Annotated in this window: 17 protein-coding genes; 6 read left to right on the top strand and 11 right to left on the bottom strand. The window is 32.3% G+C overall.

Annotated features, from left to right (window positions below; translation table 11 throughout):
• Positions 1-22: 22 nt before the first annotated feature.
• Positions 23-1,807 (bottom strand): cation:proton antiporter, encoded by a 1,785-nt coding sequence (locus BDW25_RS05210; protein ID WP_133945013.1) that lies wholly within the window; start codon positions 1,805-1,807, stop codon positions 23-25.
• Positions 1,808-2,089: 282 nt separating this feature from the next.
• Between BDW25_RS05210 and BDW25_RS05205 the strand changes: the two genes are divergently transcribed.
• Together BDW25_RS05205 and aldA are read left to right on the top strand one after the other, a co-directional pair.
• Positions 2,090-3,175, top strand: coding sequence for a YkvI family membrane protein (locus BDW25_RS05205; RefSeq protein ID WP_133945011.1), 1,086 nt, complete (start codon positions 2,090-2,092; stop codon positions 3,173-3,175).
• Between the two features lie 76 nt (positions 3,176-3,251).
• A complete protein-coding gene (gene aldA / locus BDW25_RS05200; RefSeq protein WP_049418988.1) occupies positions 3,252-4,676 on the top strand; it encodes an aldehyde dehydrogenase in 1,425 nt (474 codons plus the stop codon).
• Positions 4,677-4,736: 60 nt separating this feature from the next.
• On the opposite strand, the gene BDW25_RS05195 is transcribed toward aldA, so the two are convergent.
• A complete protein-coding gene (locus BDW25_RS05195; protein ID WP_133945009.1) occupies positions 4,737-5,693 on the bottom strand; it encodes a metal ABC transporter solute-binding protein, Zn/Mn family in 957 nt (318 codons plus the stop codon).
• Positions 5,694-5,874: 181 nt separating this feature from the next.
• Between BDW25_RS05195 and BDW25_RS05190 the strand changes: the two genes are divergently transcribed.
• Positions 5,875-6,156: a GNAT family N-acetyltransferase gene (locus BDW25_RS05190; protein ID WP_002448625.1), complete on the top strand. Its 282-nt coding sequence runs from the start codon at positions 5,875-5,877 to the stop codon at positions 6,154-6,156.
• Positions 6,157-6,284: 128 nt separating this feature from the next.
• A complete protein-coding gene (locus tag BDW25_RS05185) occupies positions 6,285-7,091 on the top strand; it encodes a VOC family protein (protein ID WP_049420749.1) in 807 nt (268 codons plus the stop codon).
• A 34-nt stretch (positions 7,092-7,125) separates the two neighbouring features.
• Here the strand turns inward: BDW25_RS05185 and BDW25_RS05180 are convergent, their stop codons facing one another.
• The 3 genes from BDW25_RS05180 to BDW25_RS05170 form a co-directional block, all read right to left on the bottom strand.
• Positions 7,126-8,034 carry a phosphate/phosphite/phosphonate ABC transporter substrate-binding protein gene (locus tag BDW25_RS05180; RefSeq protein ID WP_064207184.1) on the bottom strand — a complete coding sequence of 303 codons (909 nt, stop codon included), beginning with the start codon at positions 8,032-8,034 and terminating at the stop codon, positions 7,126-7,128.
• Positions 8,035-8,365: 331 nt separating this feature from the next.
• On the bottom strand, positions 8,366-9,859 hold the full coding sequence (locus BDW25_RS05175) for an aldehyde dehydrogenase family protein (RefSeq protein WP_002454850.1): 1,494 nt from the start codon (positions 9,857-9,859) through the stop codon (positions 8,366-8,368).
• 127 nt (positions 9,860-9,986) lie between these two features.
• Positions 9,987-10,655 (bottom strand): NAD(P)H-dependent oxidoreductase, encoded by a 669-nt coding sequence (locus BDW25_RS05170; RefSeq protein ID WP_133945007.1) that lies wholly within the window; start codon positions 10,653-10,655, stop codon positions 9,987-9,989.
• A gap of 317 nt (positions 10,656-10,972) precedes the next feature.
• Here BDW25_RS05170 and BDW25_RS05165 point away from each other — a divergent pair, with 317 nt between their 5' ends.
• Entirely contained in the window at positions 10,973-11,965 is a 993-nt protein-coding gene (locus BDW25_RS05165) for a D-lactate dehydrogenase (protein ID WP_002454848.1), read from the top strand.
• An 88-nt stretch (positions 11,966-12,053) separates the two neighbouring features.
• Here BDW25_RS05165 and BDW25_RS05160 read toward each other — a convergent pair whose 3' ends face one another.
• Both BDW25_RS05160 and srtA read right to left on the bottom strand, forming a co-directional pair.
• Positions 12,054-12,863 carry a Cof-type HAD-IIB family hydrolase gene (locus BDW25_RS05160; RefSeq protein WP_133945005.1) on the bottom strand — a complete coding sequence of 270 codons (810 nt, stop codon included), beginning with the start codon at positions 12,861-12,863 and terminating at the stop codon, positions 12,054-12,056.
• A gap of 177 nt (positions 12,864-13,040) precedes the next feature.
• Positions 13,041-13,646, bottom strand: a complete 606-nt coding sequence (gene srtA, locus BDW25_RS05155) for a class A sortase SrtA (protein ID WP_002449272.1) — start codon at positions 13,644-13,646, stop codon at positions 13,041-13,043.
• 148 nt (positions 13,647-13,794) lie between these two features.
• Here srtA and BDW25_RS05150 point away from each other — a divergent pair, with 148 nt between their 5' ends.
• Positions 13,795-14,292, top strand: coding sequence for a GNAT family N-acetyltransferase (locus BDW25_RS05150; RefSeq protein WP_049419110.1), 498 nt, complete (start codon positions 13,795-13,797; stop codon positions 14,290-14,292).
• Between the two features lie 53 nt (positions 14,293-14,345).
• On the opposite strand, the gene BDW25_RS05145 is transcribed toward BDW25_RS05150, so the two are convergent.
• From BDW25_RS05145 to BDW25_RS05130, 4 genes are all read right to left on the bottom strand, one after another.
• Positions 14,346-14,549 (bottom strand): hypothetical protein, encoded by a 204-nt coding sequence (locus tag BDW25_RS05145; RefSeq protein ID WP_077700026.1) that lies wholly within the window; start codon positions 14,547-14,549, stop codon positions 14,346-14,348.
• Between the two features lie 138 nt (positions 14,550-14,687).
• The gene (gene sdaAA, locus BDW25_RS05140; RefSeq protein ID WP_002449485.1) at positions 14,688-15,590 is read right to left on the bottom strand and encodes an L-serine ammonia-lyase, iron-sulfur-dependent, subunit alpha; all 903 of its coding nucleotides are present in this window, start codon (positions 15,588-15,590) and stop codon (positions 14,688-14,690) included.
• A gap of 13 nt (positions 15,591-15,603) precedes the next feature.
• On the bottom strand, positions 15,604-16,290 hold the full coding sequence (locus BDW25_RS05135; protein ID WP_002449314.1) for a serine dehydratase beta chain: 687 nt from the start codon (positions 16,288-16,290) through the stop codon (positions 15,604-15,606).
• Between the two features lie 2 nt (positions 16,291-16,292).
• On the bottom strand, positions 16,293-17,336 hold the full coding sequence (locus BDW25_RS05130; RefSeq protein WP_002449239.1) for a PTS sugar transporter subunit IIC: 1,044 nt from the start codon (positions 17,334-17,336) through the stop codon (positions 16,293-16,295).
• Positions 17,337-18,011 lie beyond the last annotated feature (675 nt).

The raw sequence follows: 18,011 nt of genomic DNA, 5'->3' as shown, positions 1-18,011 counted from the left end.
GAACTGTCGCCGGGCGTTTTTATTATTTATATACGTTTCTTAAAATACCATAAGTTCCATTGTCGTACTCATCCATTGATTTTGTACTCCTATGGAATGTCGCTTCTTTATCGTCATTAATGTGATAAATAATCATATCTTTATCTGTAATATCATGATATGAAGAGGCTGGAACTTCGACAATATTTTGATTCGTAATCACATTGTCAAACCATCTTGGACTATGCTTTTCATCGAATAAAATATGATTACGAAGCGGTCCATTTAAATTATTACGTGCTTGATCATCTGTAAAGGATACTGGCATCATATTTACATTATTTAATCCAAATTCTGGAACTAACTCATTAAATGCAAGACTATTAAAAATAAATGATTTGGTCATTAATAAGCATTTGTTATAGCGAATTAAGTCTGCATACATACGATCACTACTTGATAATAAATTTCCTTTAAAAATTTCAAAGCCGAGTTCTTCAGCTTTATCAGAAGTGTTACTAAACAAGTTAAACACCATCACTGGAATACCATGCGATTGTAACTGTCTACCTAAGTGATAAGAGAATTCGCTCTCACCTACTAAAATGACACCTGGAGGTTCAGTACTTGCTAAACCAAGCATTTTACTTATTGATGTAAAGCTAAAACCATATATGACTACGGTAATAAATACTAAACCAAATGTTACCGGTGTAATATAAGATGCCATTTTCATATTATCATTTAAAAATAATCCACCGAAAAATTGTGCTACAGTTAATACCACAATCCCTCTTGGTGCCATCATGGCTACAAGCGCACGCTCTTTTTTAGTGATTTCAGTACCAATGGTAGATAATAAAACAGCAATGGGACGTACTAACACAATCATAACAAGTGAGAAAATCACAAGCTTCCATGATAATACATTCATCAATACAGAGGGTGTTAATGATGATGTTATTAAAATAAACACCGTTGAAACTAGAATGGAAGACATATTTTCAATAAAATGATCTGACTCTTTATAAATTAAATCATGTCGTTTATAACGTGCCATCATTAATCCAAAAATGGTTACTGCCAGTAAACCAGATTCATCGAGAATTTGGTCACAGATGCTAAACACGAGCAATATAAACACCAACTGAATGGAAGGCATTAAATTTTGTGGTATGACATCGCGTTGGATGAGCCAATTGAAGAAGAATGAAGCACCAAAGCCAATTAATGCTACAATCAACATTTTAAAAATAAATATAAGGAGTAATTGGAAACCAAAACCTTGTCCAACGATTTGATACACATAAAATGCAGCTAATGCTAGTATTGGACCAAGTGGATCAAGTATAATACTTTCCCAACGTAAGACAGTATCTACACTGTTTCTAACTTTGGCTTGTTTTAACAGTGGCTGAATCACCGTTGGTCCAGTAATAAGAAGTAATCCACCCATAACAATAGCGATAGAAATAGGAAAACCTAAAATTTTATGTAAGGCAATAGCTCCAAGAACCCATGCAATTGTGGCGCCTATCGTAATAATACGTATAACCGCCTTAGAAATGCCTTTTAATTCTCTAAAATCTAGATTACTACTTCCTTCAAATAATATGATTGCTACCGCAAGAGATACAATTGGACTAAATACCTCTGAACCTAGCGTATGCTCAGGATTTGCTAGTCCTAATATAGGTCCGACTAATAAACCAACAATCGACATGACTACAATCGAAGGCCATTTAATTCGATTTGCTAGCCATTGACTGAAGATACCTAATGCAAGAAATAATACAATAACTAGCATTACAGGTAAATCAAATAACATATCTACACCTTCCTTATTTAAATTGAATATATTGCAATATCCTATCAAACTTTACTGAATAATGTATAGTATATTAAATACATTTTTTAAATAACATTTATATGAGAACTATAAACTATTATATACCCCATATAACTTAAAATTTATACAAATTCTTTCGAATGTATTTTTGAGAAATACAATGTTCATTACAAGTAAACTTTAATATTTATTTTTAACAAAATGTCCTTTAAAATAGATTAATATATTCTCATGTGTTTGATTTAGAAAGGATTTTTGAAAATGAAAGTTTTAAAAGAATCGATGATCGTAGCATTTGCCTTTGTAGGTGTTGTCGTTGGTGCTGGTTTTGCTACAGGTCAAGAAATATTCCAATTTTTCACAAGTAACGGTCAATTCAGTGTATTAGGGATTATTATTACAGGATTAATCATCACACTAGGCGGTATGTTCGTCTTAAATACTGGTTACAACATAAAATCACATAATCATTCAGAATCCATTCATTACTATTTGCACCCTATGATTGCTCGATTATTTGATATTATTCTAACATTATTTTTGTTTTCACTCGCTATTATTATGAGCGCGGGCGGTGCATCTACAATTCAAGAAAGTTTTCATTTACCTTATTGGCTTAGTTCACTTATTCTCGTAGGTCTTATTTTGATTACATTATTTTTAAAATTTGATCGTTTAATTGCAGTACTCGGTATCGTTACACCTTTCTTAGTTATCGTCGTCACAATTATTGCGATATATTATCTTGCAACTGGCCATCTTGACTTTGAAAGTGCAAATCAATATGCACAGCATAAATCATCTATTTCACTTGGATGGTGGTTTGATGGCATCAATTATGCCAGTTTACAAATTGCTGCTGCCTTCAGTTTTCTAAGTGTCATGGGGGGACGTTTACATGACCAACGTGCTTCTATTTGGGGGGGATTAATCGGTGGCGTCATTATTACATTTTTACTTTTAATGATTAATTTAGGCTTAATGACAAAATTTAATGATATTAAATCCGTAGCGCTTCCAACCTTATTATTGGCACGACATATCTCACCTATTTTGGGAACTATCATGTCTATTATTATGATTCTAGTTATCTATAATACTATTGTAGGCTTAATGTACGCATTCGCCTCTCGTTTCACAACACCGTTTTCAAAACAATATTTTGTACTTATTATCGTCATGACAATCGTGACGTTCATTTGTACATTTATCGGCTTTATTTCACTCATTGGCAAAGTATTTCCAATTATGGGGTTATTTGGCTTTATTCTACTCATTCCTATTTTATATAAAGGGGTTAGACATTTTAAATATTCAAAAAAAGAAGGTTCAAAGGGAGAACATTAATCTCCTTTTGAATCTTCTTTTTTTTATAGATTAAATTTAATACTTTACGGGAATAATAGGTATGGAGGTGTCGTTAATGACGAATCAACTATTTATTAATAATGAATTTGTAGAAAGTAAGTCAAACGAAACAATGGACGTGATTAACCCTGCTACGGGAGAAACAATCGATACGATTACATTCGCTACTGAAGAAGAGGTAAACGACGCAATTGAAAAATCTAAACACGCTCAACTTGAATGGGAAAAAGTACCAGCTCCTACACGTGCTGAGCATGTAAAATTATTAATTCCTTTACTTGAACAACATAAAGATGACATTGCTCATTTATACGTTAAAGAACAAGGTAAAACAATAGTACAAGCTAAAGGTGAAATTGATAAATCAATAGAATTCATTGATTATATGGCAAGTTTAAGTATGAGTAACAAAGGTGAAGTATTACAAAATAGTATAGTAAACGAAACCATTCAACTGACAAAAAAACCTATCGGTGTGACGGCTGGTATTGTGCCTTGGAATGCTCCAATTTTAGTGCTTATGCGTAAAGTGATTCCAGCTATTGTAACGGGTTGTTCTGTCGTTATCAAACCAAGTGAAGAAACAACATTATTAACATTAAAAATTGCTGAACTTTTCCGTGATTCAACTATTCCAGCTGGTCTTATTCAAATCGTTCCAGGTACTGGTGAAACAGTTGGAACACAATTGGCAACTCATAAAGATATTCAGCTTGTTTCATTAACGGGTAGTATGGGCGCAGGTAAAGCTGTATTTAAAAATGCGGCTGACAGCATTAAAAAACTTAACTTAGAACTAGGTGGAAATGCTCCTGTTCTTGTCACACAACACGCTGACTTAGATAAAGCTGTTGATTATATTGTTACTGCACGTATTAATAACGCTGGCCAAGTATGTACATGTCCAGAACGTATCTTTGTTCATGAAGATGTACATGATGACTTTATTAATAAAGTGAAAGATAAAATGGATGCGCTTCAAGTTGGAGATCCATACGATGAAAACACTGACTATGGTGCAATCATTAATCAAAAACAATTAGATAGTATTGATGATAAAGTTCAAGAAGCAGTAAAACATGGCGCAGATTTAGTATTAGGTGGCTATAAATTAGATCGTGAAGGATTCTTCTACGCTCCTACAATTTTAGATCATGTAAAAACAACTGATAGTGCTTTTAAAGAAGAAATTTTCGGTCCTGTGCTTGCTATAACTACGTATACAAACTTTGATGACGTTATTGATATGGCAAACGACACTAACGCAGGTCTATCATCTTATATTTTCTCTGAAAACTTAAAAGAAATTATGACAGCTACTGAACGTTTAAAATTTGGAGAAGTGTATGCGAACTGTGAGGCAGAAGAAGCAGTCAATGGTTATCACGCAGGTTGGAGAGAATCTGGCCTTGGTGGCGCAGACGGTATTCATGGTTTTGAAGAATATTACAATACAACTGTAAGTTATATTAGATGGTAAATTAAAAATAAAAAAAGAGAGCAAGAAAGAATGTAACGCCATTCTTTCTTGCTCTCCTTTTTATTTGTTTAATGCTTTATCGAGGGCTTGAATATTTTTTTTCATAATGGATTGAAAAGTGAGTGTTTGATCTTCTGATTGAGATTGAGACAATACTGCTAAATTATTAAAATTTACAGGTTGAGTTTGGGTCTCTTTACGAATCACATCGGTTATTTTTGAAGAAATATTTTGTTCATATAAAATATACGGTTCATGTGTGTCTTTTATTTGATTAATGAGCGCTAAGATATCTTTTTGACTTGGCTCTTTATTATTCATACCACTAACCCCTTCTTGTTCGAAGTGGTAACGTCGCGCTAAATATCCTAATGAATCATGAGAAATAATTACTTTATCTCGTTTAGGACGCGTCGTTATGTTAGATAATGTATGGTCAATTTGTTTTAAATCTTCAACTAATTGTTTATAGTTATGCTCATAATATCTACTATGCGCAGGATCTTTATGAACTAAATCATCTTTAATTTTCTTTGCGAATTGTTGGTCTAGTATTGGATCAAGCCAAACATGAGGATCATATGATGTTGCTTCATGATGATGTCCATGTTCATCGTGATCATCATCTTCATTCACAAGGATTTGTTTATTTAAACTATTTGCAACCGCTAATTTCATATCATTATTATTCATTGATTTTGTAATTTTAGCTGCTACTGGATCAAGATGATCACTTGAATAAACAAATAAATCACTTTTTGCAATATTAATCATATCGCGTTGACTAGGTTCATATGTATGCATATCAGCACCCGGTGGATAAATCGTATCTACATCCACATATTTACCACCAATTTGTTTTGTAAAGCTTTCAAACGCAAAAACCGTGGTATAAATTTTTAATTTATTCTCAGTTGTTACTTTTTTCTGTTTGTGAGTGATATCGCGGTTTGTACTACAAGCAGATAATATGAGACACAAACACATCAAACCGATAATTGCGATCATCTTCTTCACACAAACCCCTCCAAAACGTAATAATTTCGTTCTCAACTATATCTGTTCTTTTATAAAAAAGCAATAACTTTGTATTTAAATTTTTTATAATTTTTATATTCTAAATTTTATTTATGTAATGTTTTAATTTAGTGGAAATGTGATAAATAATACTAAGACATTATATAAGGAGTGAAGTAATATGGCTGAAGAAATTAAACAAGGTAACAATAAATTTTATGTAGGTGAAGACGAAAATAATCCTAAAGCAGAAATCACTTACAAACAAGTAGATAACAATGAAATTGAAATCGATCACACTGGTGTATCTGATGAATTAGGTGGTCAAGGTTTAGGAACTAAATTAGTTGATGCAGTTGTAGAACATGCTCGTCAAAATAACTTAAAAATTATCGCTTCTTGTCCATTTGCAAAAGATGTATTAGAAAAAAATGATAGTTACCAAGATGTTTATTTAGGATAAGAGTAAAATAAAATCCTCTAGAGAATCATTCTCTAGAGGATTTTTTTAATTAAGTTATTTATCTTGTTTCCTATTAATCATTCTAATATATTTAATATACTTAGTATAAAAAAGAGAGGCAATGATACATGACTACATTTCATTCAAAAGAAGCAATGCAAGTGACGAACGTCACTTTAAATGTTAAAGATTTAAACAAAATGAATCACTTTTATTCTGAAGTACTCGGCTTTTCTATTAAAAAGAAAACTGACACACAAACCATTTTTAATGTTGGAGAACATGGTCACACGTTAACGCTTCATCTTTTAAATCATGGACGTCATCCTGAATTTAGAGAAGCTGGCCTTTTTCATATCGCTTATTTATTACCTTCACGACAAGACTTAGCTAACTTCCTATATCATATGAGTCGTTTAAATCAGCCTGTTGGTGGCGGTGACCATTTAGTAAGTGAAGCGCTATATTTCAATGATCCAGAAGGTAATGGTATTGAAGTCTATCAAGATCGCCCTTCTAGTGGTTGGGAATGGGAGAATGGCTTTATTAAAATGGATACCCTTGAAGTTGATGCACAAGATTTAATTTCACATCGTACTGAAAAGGGTTGGCAAGGTTTTCCATCAGATGGAAAACTAGGACATCTCCATTTAAAAACACATAATTTGATGGAGGCTCGTCAATTCTATATTGATCAACTTGGTTTTGAACATATTTCAAACCTCCCTCAAAGTTTATTTATTTCTACACAACACTATCATCATCACATTGCTGTGAATACATGGCAATCTAATCAAGTGAATCCAGACAATAAGAACACTTATGGATTAACACATATTGATATCTATCAACCTCACGCTAAAGAAACGAATTTAACATCACCTGAAGGGTTTAGTGTGACTGTTCATGGAGATGTAAGTGTAGTTCCTGATTAAAAAAAAGGTTGGATGACAATCATCCAATCTTTTTTTAATCTACAATATCTCGATATTTTCTTACAGTATCAAAGTCACTATCTTTTGCTTTTTCATAACCTTGATGACCATAAATATCACTAATAACATGTTTACCTTTTTTTGTATGACTGATATCAATAAATGCTTTACTAATTTTCTTTTTCCATTTGCTACTCATGTCATTACGTACTGAAATGGTATCATTCGGAATTTTCTTTGTGCGATAAATCACTTTAGTTTCTTGATAAATATTGGGATACTCTTTTTTTAAATCTGCCCGAGCATCTTGATATGTAGCAACAGCTTCTACATCATGATTTAATAATGCAATTAACCCCTGATCATGACCTTTCACTTGTTGAATTTGAATATCAGACTTTTTTATTCCTTTTTCCATTAACGATGCTAAAGGATAAATATATCCTGACGTTGATTCCACATCTTGTAACGCTACCCTCTTATCTTTCAAATCTTTTAAATGATTAATATTACTATCTTTACGAACCACAATTTGAGATCGATAGTAATCTACAAGGTGATGTGTTTGATTTCCTTTATTATCTACTAAGTAACCTTTTGACTTTAACAATACATCTGCTGCATGAGCATCATGAGCTAATGTGTAAGAAACAGGAGAAATAAATGCAATATCGATTTTTTTCGATTTCAACCCTTCTATCATTGTATTATAATTTGTTGCTATATGTACTTTTACAGGAACTTCCAGCTCATCAGATAATAATTGTTGCAAAGGTTTTACTTTAGCATTAAGGATTTGAGCATTTTGAGATGGAACAAACTCAACAGTTAATGATTTAGGTGTATAGGCTTCTTTAGGATGCTTTACATTATCAATGTTTGAACAACCGCTTACTATAATTGTAATAACTAAATAAATAACTAAAAATTTTAAACGTTTCATCATTTTCTCTTTTCAAAATATATAATGTATTTAAATTTCATCAAACTTAAAATATAAAGACGTATTTATATTATATTAACCATCAATTTTTAAATTGAAAATACAATTTATATTAAATTTTGATTTCAGTTCGAAGATCTTACTATTTAGATTTTCATCAAAACGTCTGCATATACGTTAAATTGGGATTACCGAGAGACTTATACAACTTCAAAATGAAATCTGTCATACTTTTCTAATTTTTAATCATACTTCATAAAAAAATGCCGACAAAGTATATACCTTTGTCGACATTTTAAAACATGTATTAAACTATTTAATCATATTTTAATTAGTATAAGCCTTTTGTTTCATTACTTGTATCAATAAAGATGTTTTTAACTTGTTGATAGTTTTTAATTGCATCTTTATAAACTTCACGGCCGATACCAGATTTTTTATAACCACCAAATGGTGCACCAGCTGGGATTTGATTATACGTATTAACCCAAATACGTCCAGTACGAATTGCTTTTGCAACATTTAATGCACGAAGTAAGTTTGTAGTGAAGACACCACCAGCTAAACCATATTCTGAATCATTAGCAATGTTAATTGCTTCTTCTTCATCTTCGAATTTTTCAACAACAATAACAGGTCCAAAAATCTCTTCTTGAGCTAATTTATGACTATTATCTGAAAGTTCAATGATTGTTGGTTCGAAGAAGTAGCCTTTATCTAAACCATTATCAGTAATACGATGTCCACCCGTTAAAATATTTGCTTTGTCATCTTCTTCTGCTAATTTAATATAACTTTCAATTTTTTCAATTTGTTCTGGGCCAGTTTGTGCACCCATTTTTGTATCTTCAGCGAATGGGTCACCCACTTTAATATTTTCGAACGCTTCTTTTAATTTTGGTAATAATTTATCATATAAAGATGATTGTACTAATAAACGTGAACCGGCACTACATACTTCACCTTGGTTGAATAGAATACCTAATTGAACGCCTTCAATGACTTGATCTAAATTTGCATCATCAAAGATAATATTAGCACTTTTACCGCCAAGTTCTAACGTAGTTGGCACAATACGTTCAGCGCCTGCTTTAGCAACACCATAACCTACACTTGTTGAACCAGTGAATGATAATTTATTTACACCTTCATGTTTGAAAATCGCATCACCTGATTCTGAACCTTTACCAGTAATGACGTTGACTACACCTTTAGGTAACACATCTTGAAGAATTTTAGCTAATTCAATTAAGCTTAATGGTGTAGAAGAAGAAGGTTGAATTACCACTGTATTACCCGCTGCTAATGCTGGACCTAATTTCCAAGATGCAAGTAAGATTGGGAAGTTCCATGCTACTACTGCACCTACTACTCCCACAGGTTCATTTACAACTAAACTCATCGTGTTATGATCTATTTGGTTAACCGAACCTTCATCAGTCGTTAATACTCCTGCAAAATATTTAAATTGTTCAGCTACTTGAGGAACATCAATTGTTGATGTTTCACGGTAAGGTTTACCATTTTGAAGTGATTCAACTGTTGCTAAATGTTCCTTATTTTCTTCAATACGACGACTAATTTCTAATAAATAATCTGCACGTTCTGCTTTAGAAATTTTACTCCAACTATCAAATGCCTCATGTGCTGATTGCACTGCTTTATCAACATCTTTTTCATTTGCTTTAGCAACTTTGGCTAACTCTTCACCATTTGCTGGGTTAGTTACCGTAAGTGTTTCTCCACTTTCACTTGGTTGGAATTCACCATTTATAAATAAATCATATTGTTCATCTAAAAAATCTCTAACATTTACTTTTGCCATCCGTTTTCATCCCTCTTTCTTTGTTTATAAATCATAACGTAACTCTATATAAAGTAATGTTAAATTTACTTCATTCATTGATACGTTTTGTATACTTATTATTTACCCTTTTTTTACAAAACTATGCTTAATTTATCCATTTAATTACATCTTCTTGTGGTTGACGTGTTTTAGGTTTTGTAGGATTCTCTTTTCTATAACCAAAAGCTACCATAACTGAAGGTGCAAACTGATTACTATCAATGATCCCTTCATGTTCTAATAACTCAGTTACGCCATCTAAATCGAAACCTTCCATTGGACAGGAATCAATATTCATTAATGCAGCTGCTGTCATCATATTACCTAATGCAATGTAGGTTTGTTTAGATGCCCAATCCAAAATTGTTCTAGCATTATCATTAATATGGAAACGTGTTTGGAATCCCTGTACTTTATCTTCAAACATTGGAATGGTGCTCTCTTCATACTGCTTAATCCCTCTAATAAATGACTGTACATAATCAGACGTCGGTGTTACATTCTTACGAGCTAAAATTAGTACAAAATGACTGGCAGAATTAAGTTGCTTTTGTGCACCAGAACTATAAGGTATTAATTTCTCACGTAGCGTTTTGTTTTGAATCACAAGAAATCTCCAAGGCTCAAGACCTAACGAACTAGGAGATAATCGTCCTGCTTCAAGAATGGTATTGAATTCAGAATCACTTATCTTTTTTGTTGTATCGAATTCCTTAGTAGCAAATCTAAATTTAAACGCATCTATAATGGTATTTTGAATCTGATTGATAGTCATCCCCTCCTCTATTTAAAAACTTACTCAAATTATAAAATACAAATTATTTTAGCCAAAATAATTAGCTCAAAAGGATTCACCTATTTCCAAGTTGTAATATTTCATTTTAAATGATATTTTATGTATATAATTTCATATTATACAAAATAAAAGTCCCTTTTTAATTGATTTGTGAACTAATTCACAATATAATAGGGTTGTAAGTTGTGTTAGAGATAACATTCAATGATGTTGTACCCAATCTCTTACTTCAACTTTAGTCTTACGTATTTATTAAATTTTAACTTATTTATACAAAATGAAATGGGGTTATTTTAATGACAAAAATTATGTTTTTCGGAACTCGTGATTACGAAAAAAAAGACGCTTTAAATTGGGGTAAAGAACACAATGTAGAAGTTGTTACTTCTGAAGATATTTTAAGCGAAGACACAGTAGATCAATTAGAAGGTTTCGATGGCGTAACTACAATGCAATTCGGTAAATTAGCAGATTCTGTTTATCCTAAACTTGAAAAATACGGTATTAAACAAATCGCTCAACGTACTGCTGGTTTTGATATGTATGATTTAGATCTTGCAAAAAAACACAATATTGTAATTTCTAACGTACCAAGTTATTCACCTGAAACAATTGCTGAATACTCAGTATCAATCGCTTTACAATTAGTACGTAAATTCCCTGCAATTGAAAAACGCGTTCAAGAACATAATTTCAAATGGGCTGCACCTATCATGTCTACACCTGTTAAAAACATGACTGTTGCAATTATCGGTACAGGCCGTATTGGTGCTGCAACTGGTAAAATTTATGCTGGTTTTGGTGCAAAAGTAGTAGGCTATGATGCATATCCAAACAACTCATTAGATTTCTTAGAATATAAAGATTCAGTTGAAGAAGCAATTGCCGATGCTGATATCATTTCTTTACATGTACCTGCTAACAAAGAAAGCTTCCACTTATTCGATGCTGACATGTTTAGCAAAGTGAAAAAAGGCGCTGTATTAGTCAACGCTGCTCGTGGTGCTGTTATTGATACACCAGCTTTAATTGATGCTGTAAATGATGGTACTTTATATGGTGCTGCCATTGACACATATGAAAATGAAGCTGATTACTTCACATATGACTGGACAGGTAAAGAAATTGAAGATAAAACTTTACTTGAATTAATTGAAAATGAAAACATCTTAGTGACACCTCATATTGCTTTCTTCTCAGATGAAGCAGTTAGAAACTTAGTTGAAGGTGGATTAAATGCTGCATTATCTGTCATTAACACAGGTAAATGTGACACTCAATTAAACTAAGATTTGATATATAAAAATGCCTGGGACAACTTATGATGTCCCAGGCATTTTTATGTGTTGGCAGTCGACCACTGAGTGAGTCGACGAATTATTCTGTCTCACTTTTTAATACTTTTTCTTCTATCATTTGAAGTACCCCTTGTTCATCGTTACTTGGCGCTACAAATTTTGCGATATCAAATAATGATTGATCATGGCTATTTGCCATAACATAACTATGCTCTGCAAATTCTAGCATATCTTTATCATTGTTAGCATCACCGAATGCCATTAATTCTGATGGTGACATGTCCCATTTTTTTAACAAACGTTTTAACGCTTGGCCTTTTGTCATATTAGGCATAATAATATCGATACTATCATGGCCACTTGAAACCAGTTTAATTTCTTCTTTAAACTTTGTTTCTAAATCTGTGTCCAAATTGGGATGTGTCTCACGATTAATATTTAATGCAATCTTCACATATTCATCATTAGGTAAAGGTTGAAATGTATCTATTTCTTCTAATTGACGATAATAAAAATGAGCATCCTTTTTAAAGGCTTCTGACGTATCTTTTAAAATATATGCACTTTTAAGTCCACATACAATGAATTCGTCGATGTGTTGATCAAGATGAATATAATTCACTACTTTGTCATATATAGTTTGATCAAAACTACAGTAATTATACAATTGATTGCCATGATAAATCACTGCACCATTCTCAGAAATGAAATACATGTCTCGCTCTCCAAAAATAGACTTTAACTTTGCATATTGATTACCACTGGCTGCAATAAATTCAATATGTTTTCGTTTTAATTCTTGATAAATTGTCTCAAATCGCACTTTGTCATATTCTTTATTTGTATCTAAAAATGTCCCATCCATATCTACTGCAATGGCTCTAATCATGAGTGGTTTCCCCCTTACAATACTTTTCATCGTCCATTATATCCACCTTATGATTGGGATTGAAGTCAGTACTTGAAGAGTGAAACTATATTCACATTTAGAAATTACATACAAAGAATAAAATTTTATGCATAAAAACCGCTCATCAATGAGAAGATGAACGGTCAACTAAAGTATTTATTTAATTTGTTTAGCTACGAAAATTTTTCTTTTTTCCCAAACGCCTGTTTGTTGATTATAATTATCACACGTGATTAATGTCAGTTGATTGGTTTCCCCTTCATGTTCATCTAATACTTGAACATCTTCAGGGTTTACATCTCGGATGCTTGTCATTTTATATTCTCGTGTTTCATCTCCAACTTTAAAATAAACTTTGCTGCCTTTTTTTGCTGCTTTTAAATTTGTAAATTGGTAATGTGGACGATCAGTAAACGTATGTCCTGCAATAGAAATATTTTGATCATCAAGTGATTCATCACCTTCTGCAAAACTTACACCTCTATTAAGTTGTTCAAGTGTCGCAGGACCTGGGTAAACAGGTTCTTTGATTTCCGCATCGGGTACACTGATATACCCTGCCATTTTCGATTTATCTTTTGGAATCGTAGGTCTTTCTTTTGATGTATTGCTTTTATCATTTTTATCGTATTGTTCTACTTTATCGTTATTATCTTTTTGATGTAAGTAATTATCAATATATGGTTTCGCAAATAAATATACTGCTACTAATATCAAAATCACGCCAATCATGGTCATGAGTCGATTTGTCCAATTCTTCACTAAGTAGTACTCCTTTAATTTTAAAATTCTTAATTCATAGTATACCATTTATTTTTCTAAATAAAATGTTAGATTATATGACATATATTTGATTTAACTTCATGCAAGTGCTTAAATTAATAATAAATACTATAAGTAGGTGCTTATCATAATTAGAGAAGCAGAACGTAAAGATTTACCTGATATATTTAATATTTATAATGATGCTATATTGAATACAACGGCTGTATATACTTATCATCCACAAAGTCTTAATGAACGAGAAGTATGGTTCGAAACAAAAGTGCTTGCAAACGAACCTATATTTGTATTTGAAATAGATAATAAAGTAGCTGGGTTTGCCACGTATGGTCAATTTAGACATTGGCCAGCCTATTTATATTCTATTGAGCATTCTATATATGTAAATAAAGACTATCGTAGAAGAGGCGTGGCATCACATTTACTCGAACATTTAATTGATGATGCTAAACACCGCCAGTATCGTACTATAGTTGCAGGTATAGATACATTAAATGAAGCAAGTATTAAACTTCATGAAACATTCAATTTTAAACATGCTGGTACGATTGAAAACGTAGGCTATAAATTTGAACGTTGGCTTGATTTAGCTTTCTATCAATACGATTTAAAAGCGGATACATAATTCATAAAAAAATCGAGACCCTGTTATTCAAATAACTGTCTCGACTTTTTTGTTTATTTTTCATCTCTAAGCTTATCTATTTTGTTATGTTTTCTATTTTCAAGCATAAAACACATATAGTAAAAAAGAAATACAAACATTATACTCATAGACATTGATTGAAGTAAAAGATGCTCCCAAGTTCCTTCGATCGTCCATACACGTGTTAACGTTGTATTAATGATGAAGGCTAAAAATAAGATATATAATCTAAGCATATCATCATCCCCTTTTAAGTTATTCTATATTTAAAAGTGAAATATTGCAATTATTTTTTGAAATTTTCTGATAATTTAAGGCATAAAAAACCATTCTTGAATATGCTATCATTCAAGAATGGTTTAGGATTTTAAATATTATGAAAAACTATTGACTGGATCTTCTGCATTACCAAAGATTTTTTGTTTAATGGCTTCTCCTGTTGGTGTACCTGCTAAACCACCTAGTCCAGTTTCTCTAAGTTGTGCTGGTAAGTTTCGCCCTACTTTGTCCATCGCTTCGATGACTTCATCGACTGGAATTCTACTTTTCACACCAGCTAATGCTAAATCAGCTGAAATTAATGCATTTCCTGAACCAATGGCGTTACGCATGACGCATGGGATTTCAACAAGTCCAGCCACTGGGTCACACACAAGGCCTAATAAGTTACTAATAGCTAATGCCATCGCATGACCCGAAGCTTCTGGTTCACCACCAAAGACCGATACTGCAGCAGCTGCTGCCATAGCTGAAGCTGAACCTACTTCTGCTTGACAACCTCCCGTTGCTCCAGCAACACTCGCATTATTTGCAACTACACGTCCAAATAATGATGCAACAAATAGGAAATCAACCATTTGATCTTCTGTTAAACCATGTGTTTTTTCTAATTTAAATAATACGCCCGGAATCGTACCGGAGGACCCAGCTGTCGGTGTCGCGCAAATAATACCCATTGCCGCATTCACTTCATTTGTTGCTACAGCGCCTTTGACTGCTTCCATCATTTCATGGCCTGATAAAGCATGATGATTTTCGTTGTAATCACGGATTTTAGCTGCATCATGTCCCGTATAACCTGTGACACTTTCTACCCCATCTCCTGTGGTCCCTTTAACTACAGCATCACGCATGACTTGTAAATTTTCTTTCATTAAATCTCTAACTTCATCACGTGATTGACCTGATAATTCCATTTCTTCTTGAATCATAATATCCGCGAATGACATATTGTTTTCAACAGCATAATCTATAGTTTCTCTAATTGAATCGAACATTTTTAATCCTCCTTTATTTTATATAGGATATGTTTAAGTGATTATATTTTTCTTTAATTTGATTTAATGTTGATTCTTTGATTGCTTTTGTTAACGGTAAAACAACTAAACTATTATCATCATCTGTATCAACCAATTCTTCATCTATACTTACGCCAAGTTCGTTTACATCATTTAAGAAATGATTTACTTCCGACTTATTTTTAGATCCATCCATGACTAAAATAGGTAAGCCATGATTAAAGTTAACATCTATACCTTCAACACTAATTCTTCTCAATTTAATGGTACCGCCACCTATAGAATTACCAATTACTTCAATATGACGTCCATTCGCTTCAGCAATTAAATAAGCACAGTTTGGATGTTCTCCAATACTTTCTCCATCTTCTTCAATAATATCAACATGAATACCTAAATCGTTAGCAATAGTTAATGAATCTTTAATTCGACTATCGAACGTACTATAACCCATTGCACCACCTACAATTGCTAAATCTGTACCATGCCCTTGGTGTGTTTTTGCGAATGATTCATAATAATGAATTGCTAATGTTTCTGGTTTAATGCCTCCTAGTACATTAAAAGTAGCATTCCCTATTTTTACTGCTCCAGCTGTATGAGAACTTGAAGGTCCCATCATGACTGGCCCAATAATATCAAACGCACTTTGATAGTCATAACTTTTTTTAGTAGCCATTCTTAAACACTCTCCTTAGGTTGTTTTTGTTTAGATGGTAATTTAATAGATAAATCCATAAGATTGAATTTTTTAATCAATGTACTGATAACGAACGCCAAAATGATACTTGAAATTGCTACAGCAATGATTGTAATTACTGCTTTCATTGGTGTATTAAAGCCAAACAATACAATTGCACCAGCAATTGGTGTAGCCATACCTTTTACATTTATTACTAGTCCACTAAATGTTACAATACATGCATTTACTACACCAATCAAGGCATTTGTTCCATATAATTGTAATGGATATTTAGCAATTAAATCAATTTGAGTGAGTGGTTCAACAAAAACTGCAAATGCTTTAGATGGACCACCAATGTTTAATCTACTAAACATCACGTAGTTAACAAATGAAGCGCCTGTACAAGTTAATGCACCGATTGCCATTGGTACACCTGTTAAACCTAATAAGCTTGTCAGTACCATTGAACTTAATGGTGTCATACCTGTAACTGGAATTACTAATCCAAGTATCACTGCTAAAGCGTATGGATTACTATCTCCTACAGCAGTAATTGCGCCACCAATTTGTTGCAATACAGCCATTACGCCTGGGCTAATTACCGTTGCTAAGCCAAATGCAACAGCTGGAGCAATTAAAATAACTGTAATTAAGTCTAACCCTTCTGGTACTTTCTTCTCAATAAATTTAATACCAAATGAAATAACATACGCTGCAATAAATGCTGGTAGTAATTTAAAATCATGTAATACTAAACCAACGATAACTGCAAATACTGGGGAAATACCTAAATTAACACATGTCAAAATCCCTACTGCAACGCCAGCTAAACTTCCTGCTAAATCTCCAATCACTTGGAAGAAGTGAATATGGAAAACGCCACCTATCGCATAACTTAAGAATGCTTGTGGTAAGAAAGTCGCACAGGCTGCTCCCGACAGTGCTTGTAATCCTTGTTTCCCATATGGTGCAAAGTTTAAGAAAAGTGTCATTACAATTAATACTAATACAAGAGTCCCAACGCCTAAAATAATATTCATTTCCCAATAACCTCTTTCTCTCTAATTTCCTAGCCAATGTCATAGTACACCTGGCAGAAAACGTTTTCAACACCTAATATAGTAAATCCAAAATTTATTTGTGAAATAATTCACATTTTAAGTATTTTAACGAATTTAATTTTCTTGTAAAAAAATTAGACGCAAAATATTAATTTTATTCATAAAAAAACAGTAGAAATGAGAAATATACTCACTTCTACTGAAAAAGATGTTTATAAATACACTCAGTTATAATTCATCTTTTAGTAATATGAATGTTCACCACTTGATTGAATTTTATCAATTATTTATTGTTTTCTTACTCACTCTATTTCTTAACGGGGTGGATCTCTTATACACACAAACATACTTAACTATATCGTTTTACTATTCTAAAACGTTAGAATAAGTTGTTATATTTTGCGTATCGATGAGTGTATACATGATATAAAATAAATCATGAAAATGATTGGAAAAAAGTTGAAAGGATAGAAATGGCATTTCTAAACATGCATACTTATTATAAATTGTACGAATGTATACATAATATTCTAGTAATAATCGTTTAAATAATAAATTTAGGAAAAGATTCATAGAGGGTTTTAAATCATTGGAATTTAAATAAAGGGTCTCAATCATATTTACGTGTGATAGTTGATCAATGAAATGGGTATC

Origin of the sequence: Staphylococcus sp. AtDRG32 (genome assembly GCF_004365845.1) — a bacterium.
Taxonomy (GTDB): domain Bacteria; phylum Bacillota; class Bacilli; order Staphylococcales; family Staphylococcaceae; genus Staphylococcus; species Staphylococcus hominis.
This window is presented reverse-complemented; position numbering and strand designations above follow the sequence as displayed.

Excerpts from the sequence above, each read along its gene's own strand:
- BDW25_RS05210 (WP_133945013.1), bottom strand. The coding sequence starts at position 1,807 with ATGTTATTTGATTTACCTGTAATGCTAGTTATTGTATTATTTCTTGCA.
- BDW25_RS05205 (WP_133945011.1), top strand. The coding sequence starts at position 2,090 with ATGAAAGTTTTAAAAGAATCGATGATCGTAGCATTTGCCTTTGTAGGT.
- aldA (WP_049418988.1), top strand. The coding sequence starts at position 3,252 with ATGACGAATCAACTATTTATTAATAATGAATTTGTAGAAAGTAAGTCA.
- BDW25_RS05190 (WP_002448625.1), top strand. The coding sequence starts at position 5,875 with ATGGCTGAAGAAATTAAACAAGGTAACAATAAATTTTATGTAGGTGAA.
- BDW25_RS05185 (WP_049420749.1), top strand. The coding sequence starts at position 6,285 with ATGACTACATTTCATTCAAAAGAAGCAATGCAAGTGACGAACGTCACT.
- BDW25_RS05180 (WP_064207184.1), bottom strand. The coding sequence starts at position 8,034 with ATGAAACGTTTAAAATTTTTAGTTATTTATTTAGTTATTACAATTATA.
- BDW25_RS05175 (WP_002454850.1), bottom strand. The coding sequence starts at position 9,859 with ATGGCAAAAGTAAATGTTAGAGATTTTTTAGATGAACAATATGATTTA.
- BDW25_RS05170 (WP_133945007.1), bottom strand. The coding sequence starts at position 10,655 with ATGACTATCAATCAGATTCAAAATACCATTATAGATGCGTTTAAATTT.
- BDW25_RS05165 (WP_002454848.1), top strand. The coding sequence starts at position 10,973 with ATGACAAAAATTATGTTTTTCGGAACTCGTGATTACGAAAAAAAAGAC.
- BDW25_RS05160 (WP_133945005.1), bottom strand. The coding sequence starts at position 12,863 with ATGATTAGAGCCATTGCAGTAGATATGGATGGGACATTTTTAGATACA.
- BDW25_RS05145 (WP_077700026.1), bottom strand. The coding sequence starts at position 14,549 with ATGCTTAGATTATATATCTTATTTTTAGCCTTCATCATTAATACAACG.
- sdaAA (WP_002449485.1), bottom strand. The coding sequence starts at position 15,590 with ATGTTCGATTCAATTAGAGAAACTATAGATTATGCTGTTGAAAACAAT.
- BDW25_RS05135 (WP_002449314.1), bottom strand. The coding sequence starts at position 16,290 with ATGGCTACTAAAAAAAGTTATGACTATCAAAGTGCGTTTGATATTATT.
- BDW25_RS05130 (WP_002449239.1), bottom strand. The coding sequence starts at position 17,336 with ATGAATATTATTTTAGGCGTTGGGACTCTTGTATTAGTATTAATTGTA.